This is a genomic window from Actinokineospora bangkokensis, assembly GCF_001940455.1.
Taxonomy (GTDB): domain Bacteria; phylum Actinomycetota; class Actinomycetes; order Mycobacteriales; family Pseudonocardiaceae; genus Actinokineospora; species Actinokineospora bangkokensis.
Genome location: NZ_MKQR01000007.1, coordinates 199,231 through 211,526, shown reverse-complemented (window position 1 = coordinate 211,526; position 12,296 = coordinate 199,231). Strand labels below are relative to the sequence as shown.

The following is a 12,296-nucleotide window of genomic DNA, read 5'->3' as shown; positions in this document are numbered from 1 at the left end:
CTCCTGCCGGTCGTGCTCGGTCACCGGCTCGGCCTCGGGCACGCCGGGTGCGACCCGGCGGTGACCAGCTGCACGAGCGCGGCCTTGGGGTCGTCGGTGGCGACCAGGCCCTCGCCGACGAGCACCGCGTCGGCGCCCGCCCCGGCGTAGGTCATCAGGTCGCTGGGACCGCGCACACCGGACTCGGCGACCTTGACCACGTCCTGCGGCAGGCCGGGGGCCAGCCTGCCGAAGGCGTCCCGGTCCACCTGGAGGGTGCGCAGGTCCCTGGCGTTGATGCCGATGACCTTCGCGCCCGCCTCCAGCGCGCGGTCGGCCTCCTCGGCGGTGTGCACCTCGACCAGGGCGGTCATGCCCAGCGACTCCACCCGGTCAAGCAGCGACTCCAGCGCGGGCTGCTCCAGCGCGGCCACGATGAGCAGCACCACGTCGGCGCCGTGCGCGCGGGCCTCGTGCACCTGGTAGGGGCTGACCACGAAGTCCTTGCGCAGCAACGGCACGTCGACCGCGGCGCGCACGGCGTCGAAGTCGGCCAGCGAGCCGCCGAAGCGGCGCTGCTCGGTGAGCACGCTGATGACCCGGGCGCCCGCGGCCTCGTAGTCGCGGGCCAGCGCCGCCGGGTCCGCGATGGCGGCCAGGTCGCCCTTGGACGGGCTGCGCCGCTTGACCTCCGCGATGACCCCGACATCGGTGCCGCGCAGCGCGGTGTAGGCGTCGCGCGGCGGGGGCGCCGCGGCGGCCCTGGCCTTGACCTCGTCGAAGGTGACCACGGCCTCGCGCGCGGCCAGGTCCTCGCGGACCCCCGCGACGATCGACTCCAGGACGTTCACCGCACGCCCCCGAGCACGACGCCGGAGTGACCCGAGACGCGCACCGCTGCGCTGGTGTACTCGCTCACAAGCACTGCCCCTTCCCGCCGTTTCGATGCTAACTCCGGACCTTTCGGCCAGGAGGCACCGGGTCCCCGCCCGTTCACCGCCCGGGTTCCCCACCCGCGGTCGGGTCCTGCCCCTCGGACAGGGCCTGCCACAGGTCGTCCTCGGTGCGCGCCGACCCCTTCGCCGCGCCGGGCGCGGCGTACCGCGACCCCATCCCGGGCACCCGCCCGGCCACCGCGAGCAGCAGCGCGCCGCCCGCCGCGACCACCAGGCCCGCGGCGACCACCGCGGCCCTGGCCCACCACTGCCCGCCTGAGGTCGCCACGGCGGCCACGGCGGGCACCAGGCCCGCCGCGGCGAGCAGCACGCCGGTCACCCGCCGCATCCGCGGCCCGAACGCCAGCGCCGCGGCCACGCCCGCCACCGACAGCACCGCGATCGGCAGGACCGGGGCCAGCGCGTCCCCCACAGTCTGCGCCGTGCTGCGACCGGCGCCGGTACCGGGCACCGGTGCGGTGGTCGTCGCCCAGGTCAGCGCGGACGCGCCCCACAGGAAGGCGGCCCCGACCAGCAGCAGCCCCACGACGATCCACAGAGGACGTCGAGAGGGGGGCTCCTGGTCGCTCGGCCGCTCGCTCACCCGCGGGTCGCCCCCCGCATGGTGCCCGCGGCGGCGATGGCGGCCAGCACGGCGCCCGCCTTGTTGCGGCACTCGGCGTCCTCGGCGGCGGGGTCGGAGTCGGCGACCACGCCCGCGCCCGCCTGCACGTAGGCCACCCCGTCGCGGACCAGCGCGGTGCGGATGGCGATGGCGGTGTCGCCGTCGCCCGCGAAGTCCAGGTAGCCCACCACGCCGCCGTAGAGCCCGCGCCGGGTCGGCTCCAGCTCCTCGATCAGCTCCATCGCCCGGGGCTTGGGCGCCCCGGACAGGGTGCCCGCCGGGAAGCAGGCGGCCACCGCGTCGAAGGCGGTCTTGCCCTCGGCCAGCTCACCGCTGACGGTGGAGACGATGTGCATGACGTGGCTGTAGCGCTCCACCCGGAAGAAGTCGACCACCTGCACGGTGCCCGCCGCGCACACCCGGCCCAGGTCGTTGCGGCCCAGGTCGACGAGCATCACGTGCTCGGCGCGCTCCTTGGTGTCGGCCAGCAGGTCCTTCTCCAGGACCAGGTCCTCCTCGGGGTCCGCGCCGCGCCAGCGGGTGCCCGCGATGGGGTGGGTGGTGACCTTGCCGTCGCGCACGGTCACCAGCGCCTCCGGGCTGGAGCCGACGATGGCGAACCCGTCCAGCCGCAGCAGGTACATGTACGGACTGGGGTTGGTGGTGCGCAGCACCCGGTAGACGTCCAGCGGGTCGGCCTCGGTGCGCATCTCGAACCGCTGCGACACCACCACCTGGAACGCCTCGCCCGCCCGGATCGCCTCCTTCGCCGCGAGCACCGCGCCCTGGTAGTCCTCCGGGGTGCGGCGGCGGGTGTAGTCGGCGGGCGGGCGGTCGAACACCGCCGCGGTGGAGGGCGCGGGGCGGCTCAGCGCCTCGGTCATCGCGTCCAGCCTGGCCAGCGCGTCGTCGTAGGCGGCGTCGACGCGCTCGGGCGAGTCGTCCCAGTTCACCGCGTTGGCGATGAGGGTGATGGTGCCCTCGTGGTGGTCGAGCGCGGCGAGGTCGGTGGCCAGCAGCATGACCAGCTCCGGCAGCCGCAGGTCGTCCTCGGCCAGCTCCGGCAGCCGCTCCAGCCTGCGCACCGCGTCGTAGCCGATGTAGCCGACCATCCCGCCGGTCAGCGGCGGCAGGTCGGGCAGCGGGTCGGTGTGCAGCGCGCGGACGGTCTCGCGCAGCGCGTCCAGCGGGTCACCACCGGTGGGCAGGCCGACCGGCGGGGTGCCCACCCAGTGCGCCTCGCCGCCGGTGGCGGTGAGCGCGGCGGGGCTGTTCACCCCGATGAACGACCAGCGCGACCAGGACCGGCCGTTCTCCGCCGACTCCAGCAGGAAGGTGCCGGACCGGTCGCCCGCGAGCTTGCGGTACACCGACAGCGGGGTCTCGGCGTCGGCCAGCACCCGGCGCACGACCGGGATGACGCGGCGGTCGGGGGCCAGCGCGTGGAACCGCTCGCGGGTGGGGCTGACGCTCCCCATGCCCACCGACGCCGCGGCGGGTGTGGACGGGACGCCGATCGCACTCACCATGCCGACATTCTGCCGTGTGCCCCGGCGGCCACCCGGCACCGGGGTGATGGCCTTGGTGACCAGCGCGGATCCGGGTGCGCGGGGGGCATGCGGCATGATGTCGGCGGTGAGCGCGAGCACGGCGGGCGACGGCGGCGGGCGGCGCCGGGGCCGCCGCCCCGGCGGCGCGGACACCCGGGCCGCGCTGCTGGCCGCGGCCAGGGAGGTCTTCGGCGAGTCCGGCTACCGCGACGCCACGGTGCGGGCGATCGCCGGGCGGGCCGGGGTGGACCCGGCGATGGTCAACCACTGGTTCGGCGGCAAGGAGAAGCTGTTCGCCGCCGCGGTGCTCAAGCTGCCGTTCGACCTGCCGGAGTACGTCGCCCGGATGCGCGCCGCGCCCGCCGAGGAGCTCGGTGAGCGGATCGTGCGCGGGTTCCTCGGCGCCTGGGACGCCGCGGACGGGGCGCACTTCTCGGCGCTGATCCGCAGCGCGGCCTCGCACGAGGAGGCGGCCTCGTCGCTGCGCGACTTCTTCCTGGCCAACCTGTTCCGGCAGCTGGCCGACCGGGTGGCCGACGACCGGCAGGAGCTGCGCGCCGGGCTGGTGGCCAGCCAGATGATCGGGCTGGGCGTGGTGCGCTACCTGGTGCGGTTCGGGCCGGTGGCCGACGCGGGCGTCGACGCGCTGGTGGCGTCGGTGGCCCCGACCGTGCAGCGCTACCTCACCGGCCCCCTGGCCTGACCAGCCTCGTCGGACCAGCGCCGACCAGCCGCGTCAGAGCAGCGGGCCCGCGTCGAAGCAGGTGCGGTCGCCGGTGTGGCAGGCGCCGCCCTCCTGGTCGACGAGCAGCAGGACGGTGTCGCCGTCGCAGTCGATCCGCACGTCGCGCACCGCCTGGGTGTGCCCGGACGTCTCGCCCTTGACCCACAGCCGCTGGCGGCTGCGGGAGAAGTAGGTCGCCCGGCCGGTGGTCAGCGTGCGGTGCAGCGCCTCGTCATCCATCCAGGCGACCATCAGCACCTCGCGCGTGTCGTGCTGCTGGGCCACCGCGCACACCAGCCCGTCGGCGTTGCGCTTGAGCCGCGCGGCGATCGCCGGGTCGAGCCGGTCAGTCACGGGGTCCTCCGAAGTGCAGGTCGGCCGGTCGGGTCAGGAGCAGGACGACAGCGTAGACGTTGGCGGCGGCCAGCAGCCCGGACACGACCCGCAGCCACCACACCTGGTCGCTGAGCGCGATCATCACGTGCAGCACCGCGACGAGCACCCCGAACACCCCGCCCGCGAGCCTGGCCAGCCGCCACCGCGCCCACAGGGTGCCCACCACCAGGGCGGCGAGCAGGGTCGCCACCAGCGGCAGCCGCAGGAACCCGGGGTCGGAGGTGAGCTGGAGCACCAGGCCCTCCAGCAGGAAGACCAGCGCCGCGCCGGACAGCAGCGCCAGCGCCAGCCGCACCTCCAGCGGCCTGGTCACCGGACCTCGACCCCCGAGCCGCGCAGCACGTCCTTGACCTCGCCGATGCGCAACCTGCCGAAGTGGAACACGCTGGCGGCGAGCACCGCGTCCGCGCCCGCGCCGATCGCGGGCGGGAAGTGCTCCAGCTCGCCCGCGCCGCCGCTGGCGATCAGCGGCACGTCGATGCGCCCGCGCACCATCTCGATCAGCGGCAGGTCGAACCCGACCTCGGTGCCGTCGTTGTCCATGGAGTTGAGCAGGATCTCCCCCACGCCCAGCTCCTGCCCGCGCTCGGCCCACTCCACCGCGTCCAGGCCGGTGCCGCGCCGCCCGCCGTGCGTGGTGACCTCGAAGCCGGACGGGGTCTGCGGCTGGTCGGCGGGCACCCGGCGGGCGTCGACCGACAGCACGATGCACTGCGCGCCGTAGCGGTGCGACGCCTCGCGCAGGAAGTCCGGGCGGGCGATGGCCGCGGTGTTGATGCTGATCTTGTCCGCGCCCGCGCGGAGCAGCTTGTCGATGTCGCCCACCTCGCGGATGCCGCCGCCCACGGTGAGCGGGATGAACACCTGCTCGGCGGTGCGGCGCACCACGTCGTAGGTGGTCTCCCGGTCGGCCGAGGAGGCCGTGACGTCCAGGAAGGTCAGCTCGTCGGCGCCCTCGGCGTCGTAGGCGGCGGCGAGCTCCACCGGGTCGCCCGCGTCGCGCAGGTCGGTGAAGTTGATGCCCTTCACCACCCGCCCGGCGTCGACGTCGAGGCAGGGGATGACACGGACCGCTACTGGCATGCCGCGAGCCTACGGGTTGGCCATACTCGGGCCGCCGGGAGTGGGGAGGGCGCGGATGCCGGGCAGCGGGCGCAGGCCGGGGCCGACGCGGACCAGGGCCGCGGTGCTGCGGGCGGCCCGCGCGCGCTTCGCCGAGCACGGGTTCGCGGGCACGACGATCCGCGCGGTGGCCGAGGCCGCGGGCGTCACCCCCGCGCTGGTGCACCACTTCTTCGGCGGCAAGGACCGGTTGTTCGCGGAGGCGATGCGCCTGCCGCTGGACCCCGAGGCGGTGGTGGCCACGGTGGTGCAGGGACCGCGCGAGCAGGCGGGCGAGCGGGTGGTGCGGCTGTTCCTGCGGCTGTGGTCGACCCCCGAGGCGGCGCAGGCGTTCCTGGCGGTGCTGCGCTCGGTGGCCACGACCGAGCGCGCCGCGACGATGCTGCGCGACTTCCTGGAGGAGGCGGTGCTGGCCAGGGTCACCGACGCGCTGGGGGTGTCCCGGCTGGCCGCCACGGCGATGTCGGCGCACCTGGTCGGTCTCGCGGTGCTGCGCCACGTCGTGCGGGTGGAGCCGCTGGCCTCTGCCCCGGACGAGGAGGTCGTCGCGCTGGTGGGCCCGGTGGTGCAGGCGTACCTGGGCGGTGGGCCACCCTAGCGGGGGCTGCGGGCGAGGAACTTGTCCAAAGCGGACTTCGCGGCGCCGACCTCGTCCAGCAGCGCGGCGATGGCGACCCGCACCTCCTCCACGACCAGGTCGCGCTCGACCAGCAGGGTGGCCCGGCGCTCGCTGCCCCGCCACCGGCTCTGCGACTTGCGCTCCATGCCCGCGGCCTTGCGCAGCTTGCCCACCACCGCCTGCGAGCGCGCCTCCAGCTCGCCCAGCACCGGCTCCACCGCCAGCATGAACCGGTCGACGGCCACCGGCAGCGCGTGCTCGGCGCGCTCCCTGGCCCTGGCGAACTCCCCGGCCAGCTCCGGGCCGGGGGCCAGCGCCCGGTCCACCCCGTCGACCACGTCCAGCGCCCCCGCCCCCTGGTCGAAGGCGGACACGGCCATCTCCCACAGCACGGCACCCTGGTGCAGCGCGGCGACGACCAGGGCGGGGGCGTGCTCCCCGCGCAGGGCGTGCCGGTCGGCGCGCAGGGTCGACAGCGCGTGGGACAGGGGCTCACCCGTTCGCATGGCACCTCACTTCTGCCGACGCGGCCACGCTAGCGACGCGCGGCGGTGCCCGACAGGGGCGACCGGGCGAATCCCCTGCCCCGGTAATTGAACACTCGGCCAATTGTGCGCAGGTCGCTGAGCAGCGGATTCCCGCCGGCCACCCGGGAACAGCCCGCTGCGGGACGGCGCCGACCCGGCGCGGGCCCCGGCGTGAGCTGCGCCATGTCGCCCACCCGGAGCCCGCTGGTCAGGCGACCGGGCCGGAGGCGGTGCGGACCTTCTGGGTGCCGCTGAGGGTGGCCATGGACTTGGCGTACCTGGCCGTCGAGGTCGGGCTGGTGCGGTCGGCCAGGTAGTACCAGTCGGTCTGCACGCGCTCGGGGGTCACGTCGACCACCGAGTAGCCGTGGCTGTCCAGCTCGACGTACTTCAGGTGCGGGTTGCCGAGCTGGAGCCCGCCCTCGGCCAGCAGCGACACCGTGCGCGGGTCGACCTTGAGGATGTCGTCGATGTTGTCGCTGGTCACCGAGGTGCCGACGAACTCCACCGCCGCGCTGTTGCCGTTCCACCAGTAGCTCGACCGGTCGACCGGCACGTCGGCGGCCCACGAGGAGTGGATGTCGCCGGTGAGGAAGACGGTGTTCTTGACCTTGTTGTCCCGCAGGTGCCCGAGCAGCTCCTGCCGGTCTGCGGTGTAGCCGTCCCAGGCGTCGGAGTTGGCGGCGACGTTGCCCACCGGCAGCCCGATCAGCTCCCCGACGGCTTCGAGGAAGCGCGCCTCCAGGTTGCCCACCGAGATCGGGGTGATCATCACCGAGTTGCCGACCAGCTTCCACTGCGCGTCGGTGCCCGAGAGCCCGGACTTGAGCCACGCCATCTGCGGGTCGCCGGTGATGGTGCGCGCCGGGTCGGCGGGGTCGCCCGAGGACGGCGTGGTCTGCAACGAGCGGTAGCTGCGCAGGTCGAGCATGGACAGCTCGGCCAGCCGCCCCCAGCGGAACCGGCGGTAGATCTCCCCACCCGGCCCCTGGCGCACCGGCATCCACTCGAAGTACGCCTGCCGCGCCGCGGCCTTGCGCGCGCCCCAGTCGCCCTCGGTGTCGGGCTGGTGGTTCTCCGCCCCGCCGGACCAGGTGTCGTTGGCGTACTCGTGGTCGTCCCAGGTGATGAACCACGGCTGCGCGGCGTGCAGCGCGCGCAGGTCCGGGTCGGTCTTGTACTGGGCGTGCCTGCGCCGGTAGTCGGCCAGGGTGACGACCTCGTTCGCGGGCTCGTGCGGCCGGATGGTGACCCCGCGCGCGGTGTAGCTGCCCGCCCGGTACTCGTAGAGGTAGTCACCGACGTGCAGCACGCCGTCGAGGTCGGCCCGCGCGGCCAGGTGCCGGTAGCTGGAGAAGTAGCCCGCCTGCCAGTTGGAGCACGACACCAGCCCCAGCCGCAACCTGCCCACCGCGGCGTCCGCGGCGGGGGCGGTGCGGGTGCGCCCGACCGCGGACGTGGCGCCGTCGAGGCTGAACCGGTAGTGGTAGGCCGTGGCGGGCGCCAACCCCCGCACGTCGACCTTGACGGTGTGGTCGGCGGCGGGCCCGGTGCGCGCGGTGCCGGCGGCCACCACGGCGGTGAACGCCGCGTCGGTGGCCACCTCCCAGCGCACGTCGACCTCCGGCCCCACCCCGGACCCGGGCGTCGCCTCCGGCGTCGGCGTCACCCGCGTCCACAGCAGCACACCCCCCGGCAGCGGGTCACCCGAGGCGACCCCGTGGGCGAACTGCGCGGGCCCGGCCGCGGCGCTCGCCGCCCCGACCACCCCCGCGGGGATCAGCAGCACCCCACCGGCGACGGCGGAGGACTTCAGGAATCTGCGGCGGTCCACGGTCACGGGATCATTGGTACACCGCACCAGGAGGTGTCACACCCCCTGTTCGGCGGAACTTGCGGTGAACACGCGGCACCACCCCCACCCCGCTACCGTCCCCCCATGGCCGACGCCCTCACCCCCCTGGCGGACAGCAAGTACCTCCTCGTCCGCACCTTCCGCCGCACCGGCAAGCCCGTCGACACCCCCGTCTGGCACGTCCGAGAAGGCGACCACCTGCTCTTCTGGACCGTCTCCGACTCCGGCAAGGTCAAGCGCATCCGCAACAACCCCGAGGTCGAAGTGGCCCCCTGCACCCTGCGCGGCACCCCCACCGGCCCCTTCCGCAAGGCCACCGCCACCCTCCTGCCCGCAGCCGAGACGGCCACCGTCCGCCGGAAGATCAGCAAGCGCTACGGCCTCATGGGCTGGCTCACCACCACCGGCAGCAAACTCCGCCGCGGCGACAAGGGCACCGTGGGCGTCTCGGTCTCGCTGACCTGAGCTGCGGGGCCGAGGGCACGACGGGGGCGGTGGCACTCGCGCCACCGCCCCCGTCGGAACGCGTTCAGAGACTGATCACCGCACGGCGGCGAGGGCGTCCTCCAGCGCGAAGTTCCCGTTGTACAGGGCCTTGCCGATGATCGCGGCCTCGATGCCCTCGGGCTCCAGCGCGGCCAGGGCTTCCAGGTCCGCCACCGACGACACCCCGCCGGAGGCGACGATGGCGCCGGTGGTGCGGGCGGCGAACTCGCGCAGGAGGGGGATGTTCGGGCCCGCGAGGGTGCCGTCCTTGCTGACGTCGGTGACGACGTAGCGGGGGCAGCCGTCGGCGTCGAGGCGGGTGAGGGTTTCCCAGGGGTCGCCCGCTTCGGTGGTCCAGCCGCGGGTGGCGAGGCGGTAGGAGCCGGGCGTGCCCTTGACGGCGAGGTCGATGGCGATGCGGTCGCCGTGGTCGGCCAGGACGCGGCGGCACCAGTCGGGGTTCTCCAGGGCCGCGGTGCCGATGTTGACCCGGGCGCAGCCGGTGGCCAGGGCGGCGGCGAGGGTGGCGTCGTCGCGGATGCCGCCCGCGAGTTCGACCTTGACGTCGAGGGTGCCGGCGATCTCGGCGGTGATGGCGCGGTTGTCGCCGGTGCCGAAGGCGGCGTCGAGGTCGACGACGTGGACCCACTCGGCGCCAGCGGCCTGCCAGGCGAGGGCGGCGTCGAGCGGGGTGCCGTACACCGTCTCGGTGCCCGCCTCCCCCTGGTGGAGGCGGACGGCCTTGCCGTCGGAGATGTCCACGGCCGGGAGGAGGTAGAAGCTCACCCGGGTGAGCCTATCGGGCCCACTCCCGCAGCCAGTTCTCCAGGAGCTGGGCGCCCGCGTCCCCGGACTTCTCCGGGTGGAACTGGGTGGCCGACAGCGGCCCGTTCTCCGCGGCGGCGACGAACTCGCCGCCGTGGTCGGCCCAGGTGACCAGCGGGGTGGGCATCGGCGGCTCGGGGTGCAACTCCCAGGAGCGCGCGGCGTAGGAGTGCACGAAGTAGAAGCGGGTGTCCTCGGGCATGCCCTGGAACAGCACGGACTTCTCCGGGAAGCGCACTGTGTTCCAGCCCATGTGCGGCACGATCTCGGCGCGCAGCCGGTCGACGGTGCCGGGCCACTGCCCGCAGCCCTCGGTCTCCACGCCGTGCTCGATGCCGCGCTCGAACAGCACCTGCATGCCGACGCAGATGCCCAGCACGGGCCGCCCGCCCGCGAGCCTGCGGCCGATGATCCGGTCGCCCTTGACGCCCAGCAGCCCCTCCATGCACGCCGCGTAGGCGCCCACGCCCGGCACGACGAGCGCGTCGCACTCGACGGCGGTGCGGAAGTCGGAGGTGACCTCCACGTCGGCGCCGACCCGGCGCAGGGCGCGTTCAGCGGAGCGGAGGTTGCCGGACCCGTAGTCCAGTACGACGACGCTTGCCACCCCTCCAGCCTAATCGCCTGGCGCCGCGCGGCACACCTGACCTCTGTAACCACATCGTTACCGCTGCGCGGGTAGCCGACCCCACCGGGCGGGTACCTGACGTTCGCTGTCGGGGCTGGTTGTGCGGAGTGGAGGCATCGTGCGGCGGATGACCCTGACCCGGGCCCTGGAGGGCGGTCCGGCGCGCTGGACCATCGCGGGGGCGCTGGTGGTGGCCGCCGCGGTCAACACCTACCTGGCGATCAGCGAGGCCGTGCTGTGGCCGGTGCCGCTGATCGTGGTGTGGCTCGCGCTGGCCGTGGCGGTGCTGGTCGCCCAGGCGGGTGGCGAGGCCGTCGAGGAGGAGCTGCCCACCACCGCGCGGGAGGCGCTGGCCCTCACCGCCGACGAGCCAGCCCCCTCCCGCGCCTTCGCCTGACCCGCCGTCAGGCCCCCAGGAACCCGCGCACGGCCTCCCGGATGCCCGCCGGGTCGAGCCCGTGCACGGCGTCGTGCTCCTCGACCGTGCCGTAGGCGTGCACCTCGGCGTCGCGCCGGACGCCCAACCCGAGCTGGCGGTGCGGCAGGTCGCGCAGCGCGGCGGCCACCACCCCAGCCGACGTGTCGCGCAGGTACGGCTCCACCACGACGACGTTCGGCGCCGCGGAGTCCACCGCCGCGCGCAGCCCGGCGGCGTCGAAGGGCCGCGCGGTCGCCGTGTAGAGCACTGCCACGTCCAGCCCCTCCGTCGCGGCGAGCACCTGGTCGAGCACCGGCCCCACGGCCACCACCACGCCGAGCGACCCGTGCCGCACCGGGACGAGCCCGCCGGTCGCGGGCATCGGCGCGCTGTTCTGCCGCTGCGACAGCCGCAGGTACACCGGCTCGTCGGAGGCGAGGGCGGCGCGCAGCAGCGGTTCGACCTCGGCGGCGTGGCCGGGGACGTGGATGGTGTAGCCGGGCAGCGCGTCGACCAGCGCCACGTCGGCGGGCGCCTGGTGGGTGCGCCCGGTGGACGGCTCGTCGTAGGAGGCGCCGATGCTCACCAGCACCGGGTGCACGCCCTGGTGGCCGAAGTCGAGCTTGACCTGCTCGTAGGGGCGCTCGATGAGGAACGGCACGTAGGTGTGCACGACGGCCCGGTGCCCGGTGAGCGCGAGCCCGGCCGCCACGCCGACCATGGCCTGCTCGCGGATGCCGACGTCGACCACCCGGTCGGGGTGGCGGGCCAGGGCTGAGGTGAACCGGTCCGCGGAGATGGCTGCGATGACCAGCGCGACCCGCTCGTCCTGCTCGATGGCCTCGGTGGTGACGCGGACGAACTCCTCGCGCATGCCGGTCGTCGTGGTCGTGGTGGTGGTGGTGGTCGCGGCGCCGGAAGTGGTGGTCGTGGTCATGGGTCAGCCCTTCTCGATCTCGGCGACGACCGCGAGCGGGGCGCCGGGGTGGTCGGTGGTGAGCGCGCGTTCGAGCGCGGCGTGGTCGCGGCCGTCGACGGTGGCCGTCGCCCAGCCCTCCACGGCGAAGCGGGCGGCGATGCCCCCGGGCCAGCCGTGGGTGGCCGAGCCGTTGTCGACGACGACGGCGGTGAGGTTGGCCTGCCCGCGCCGCCCGGCCACGGCGATCGCCTCGTGGTTGCTGCCCTCGTCCAGCTCGCCGTCGCCCAGCAGCACGAACACCCGCTGGCCCGCGGTGAGCCCGATGGCCTGCCCGAGACCGATGGGCAACCCGTGCCCGAGCGAGCCGGAGCCGATCTCCACCCCCGGCACCAGGGTGCGGTCGGGGTGATAGCCGAGCACCGAGCCGAATGACAGCCAGTCGTCCAGAGTGGACTCCTCGATGAACCCCTTGGCGGCCAGCACGGAGTAGAACGCCATCGGCCCGTGCCCCTTGGAGAGCAGGAACCGGTCGCGCCCGGGGTCGTCGGGGTGGGCCGGGTCCACGCGCAGGACGCGGTCGTAGAGCACCCACAGCACGTCGAGGGTGGAGGCGGCCGCCCAGTCGTGCTTCTCGTCGCCGGTCAGCCGCCCGTAGAGGGCGGGCAGGTCCGCGTATGCCTTCGTCATG

The 12,296-nt window shown here is 74.6% G+C and carries 16 protein-coding genes; 4 read left to right on the top strand and 12 right to left on the bottom strand.

Annotation, left to right across the window (positions count from 1 at the left end; genetic code table 11):
- Nucleotides 1–20: 20 nt before the first annotated feature.
- The 3 genes from trpC to BJP25_RS05265 all read right to left on the bottom strand — a co-directional run bounded on the left by trpC (nt 21) and on the right by BJP25_RS05265 (nt 3,068).
- Nucleotides 21–830, bottom strand: coding sequence for an indole-3-glycerol phosphate synthase TrpC (trpC, locus tag BJP25_RS05275; RefSeq protein ID WP_075973631.1), 810 nt, complete (start codon nt 828–830; stop codon nt 21–23).
- Between the two features lie 142 nt (nt 831–972).
- On the bottom strand, nt 973–1,461 hold the full coding sequence (locus BJP25_RS05270) for a Trp biosynthesis-associated membrane protein (RefSeq protein ID WP_158075600.1): 489 nt from the start codon (nt 1,459–1,461) through the stop codon (nt 973–975).
- A 53-nt stretch (nt 1,462–1,514) separates the two neighbouring features.
- Nucleotides 1,515–3,068: an anthranilate synthase component I gene (locus BJP25_RS05265; protein ID WP_075973629.1), complete on the bottom strand. Its 1,554-nt coding sequence runs from the start codon at nt 3,066–3,068 to the stop codon at nt 1,515–1,517.
- A 97-nt stretch (nt 3,069–3,165) separates the two neighbouring features.
- On the opposite strand from BJP25_RS05265, the gene BJP25_RS05260 reads away from it, so the two are divergent.
- Nucleotides 3,166–3,792 (top strand): TetR/AcrR family transcriptional regulator, encoded by a 627-nt coding sequence (locus tag BJP25_RS05260; protein WP_075974091.1) that lies wholly within the window; start codon nt 3,166–3,168, stop codon nt 3,790–3,792.
- Between the two features lie 33 nt (nt 3,793–3,825).
- Here BJP25_RS05260 and hisI read toward each other — a convergent pair whose 3' ends face one another.
- From hisI to hisF, 3 genes are read right to left on the bottom strand one after another with little or no spacing between them, the layout of a single operon-like run.
- On the bottom strand, nt 3,826–4,167 hold the full coding sequence (gene hisI, locus BJP25_RS05255; protein ID WP_075973628.1) for a phosphoribosyl-AMP cyclohydrolase: 342 nt from the start codon (nt 4,165–4,167) through the stop codon (nt 3,826–3,828).
- Nucleotides 4,160–4,522, bottom strand: coding sequence for a hypothetical protein (locus BJP25_RS05250; protein WP_075973627.1), 363 nt, complete (start codon nt 4,520–4,522; stop codon nt 4,160–4,162). The genes hisI and BJP25_RS05250 overlap by 8 nt, the downstream gene beginning before the upstream one ends.
- Complete coding sequence (gene hisF / locus BJP25_RS05245) at nt 4,519–5,292, bottom strand: imidazole glycerol phosphate synthase subunit HisF (RefSeq protein ID WP_075973626.1); 774 nt, start codon at nt 5,290–5,292, stop codon at nt 4,519–4,521. The genes BJP25_RS05250 and hisF overlap by 4 nt, the downstream gene beginning before the upstream one ends.
- Before the next feature lie 55 nt (nt 5,293–5,347).
- Here hisF and BJP25_RS05240 point away from each other — a divergent pair, with 55 nt between their 5' ends.
- Nucleotides 5,348–5,929 carry a TetR/AcrR family transcriptional regulator gene (locus tag BJP25_RS05240; protein ID WP_075973625.1) on the top strand — a complete coding sequence of 194 codons (582 nt, stop codon included), beginning with the start codon at nt 5,348–5,350 and terminating at the stop codon, nt 5,927–5,929.
- Here the strand turns inward: BJP25_RS05240 and BJP25_RS05235 are convergent.
- On the bottom strand, nt 5,926–6,456 hold the full coding sequence (locus BJP25_RS05235) for a hypothetical protein (RefSeq protein WP_075973624.1): 531 nt from the start codon (nt 6,454–6,456) through the stop codon (nt 5,926–5,928). The genes BJP25_RS05240 and BJP25_RS05235 overlap by 4 nt on opposite strands.
- Nucleotides 6,457–6,685: 229 nt before the next feature.
- Nucleotides 6,686–8,317: an alkaline phosphatase D family protein gene (locus BJP25_RS05230; RefSeq protein WP_143218884.1), complete on the bottom strand. Its 1,632-nt coding sequence runs from the start codon at nt 8,315–8,317 to the stop codon at nt 6,686–6,688.
- 99 nt (nt 8,318–8,416) lie between these two features.
- On the opposite strand from BJP25_RS05230, the gene BJP25_RS05225 reads away from it, so the two are divergent.
- Nucleotides 8,417–8,797: a PPOX class F420-dependent oxidoreductase gene (locus BJP25_RS05225; protein WP_075973622.1), complete on the top strand. Its 381-nt coding sequence runs from the start codon at nt 8,417–8,419 to the stop codon at nt 8,795–8,797.
- A gap of 75 nt (nt 8,798–8,872) precedes the next feature.
- On the opposite strand, the gene priA is transcribed toward BJP25_RS05225, so the two are convergent.
- Nucleotides 8,873–9,604 carry a bifunctional 1-(5-phosphoribosyl)-5-((5-phosphoribosylamino)methylideneamino)imidazole-4-carboxamide isomerase/phosphoribosylanthranilate isomerase PriA gene (gene priA / locus BJP25_RS05220; RefSeq protein WP_075973621.1) on the bottom strand — a complete coding sequence of 244 codons (732 nt, stop codon included), beginning with the start codon at nt 9,602–9,604 and terminating at the stop codon, nt 8,873–8,875.
- Nucleotides 9,605–9,614: 10 nt separating this feature from the next.
- Nucleotides 9,615–10,250, bottom strand: a complete 636-nt coding sequence (gene hisH, locus BJP25_RS05215; RefSeq protein ID WP_075973620.1) for an imidazole glycerol phosphate synthase subunit HisH — start codon at nt 10,248–10,250, stop codon at nt 9,615–9,617.
- A gap of 148 nt (nt 10,251–10,398) precedes the next feature.
- Between hisH and BJP25_RS05210 the strand changes: the two genes are divergently transcribed.
- On the top strand, nt 10,399–10,668 hold the full coding sequence (locus tag BJP25_RS05210) for a hypothetical protein (protein WP_075973619.1): 270 nt from the start codon (nt 10,399–10,401) through the stop codon (nt 10,666–10,668).
- Between the two features lie 7 nt (nt 10,669–10,675).
- Here the strand turns inward: BJP25_RS05210 and BJP25_RS05205 are convergent, their stop codons facing one another.
- Nucleotides 10,676–11,626 (bottom strand): transketolase family protein, encoded by a 951-nt coding sequence (locus tag BJP25_RS05205; protein ID WP_084793696.1) that lies wholly within the window; start codon nt 11,624–11,626, stop codon nt 10,676–10,678.
- 3 nt (nt 11,627–11,629) lie between these two features.
- Nucleotides 11,630–12,295: a thiamine pyrophosphate-dependent enzyme gene (locus BJP25_RS05200; protein ID WP_075973618.1), complete on the bottom strand. Its 666-nt coding sequence runs from the start codon at nt 12,293–12,295 to the stop codon at nt 11,630–11,632.
- Between the last annotated feature and the right edge of the window lies 1 nt (nt 12,296).

Bases quoted from the DNA above. Each gene is read 5' to 3' on its own strand.
- hisF (WP_075973626.1), bottom strand. From the start codon at position 5,292: ATGCCAGTAGCGGTCCGTGTCATCCCCTGCCTCGACGTCGACGCCGGG.
- BJP25_RS05265 (WP_075973629.1), bottom strand. From the start codon at position 3,068: ATGGTGAGTGCGATCGGCGTCCCGTCCACACCCGCCGCGGCGTCGGTG.
- BJP25_RS05200 (WP_075973618.1), bottom strand. From the start codon at position 12,295: ATGACGAAGGCATACGCGGACCTGCCCGCCCTCTACGGGCGGCTGACC.
- BJP25_RS05235 (WP_075973624.1), bottom strand. From the start codon at position 6,456: ATGCGAACGGGTGAGCCCCTGTCCCACGCGCTGTCGACCCTGCGCGCC.
- BJP25_RS05210 (WP_075973619.1), top strand. From the start codon at position 10,399: ATGACCCTGACCCGGGCCCTGGAGGGCGGTCCGGCGCGCTGGACCATC.
- BJP25_RS05205 (WP_084793696.1), bottom strand. From the start codon at position 11,626: ATGACCACGACCACCACTTCCGGCGCCGCGACCACCACCACCACCACG.
- BJP25_RS05260 (WP_075974091.1), top strand. From the start codon at position 3,166: ATGTCGGCGGTGAGCGCGAGCACGGCGGGCGACGGCGGCGGGCGGCGC.
- BJP25_RS05225 (WP_075973622.1), top strand. From the start codon at position 8,417: ATGGCCGACGCCCTCACCCCCCTGGCGGACAGCAAGTACCTCCTCGTC.
- BJP25_RS05240 (WP_075973625.1), top strand. From the start codon at position 5,348: ATGCCGGGCAGCGGGCGCAGGCCGGGGCCGACGCGGACCAGGGCCGCG.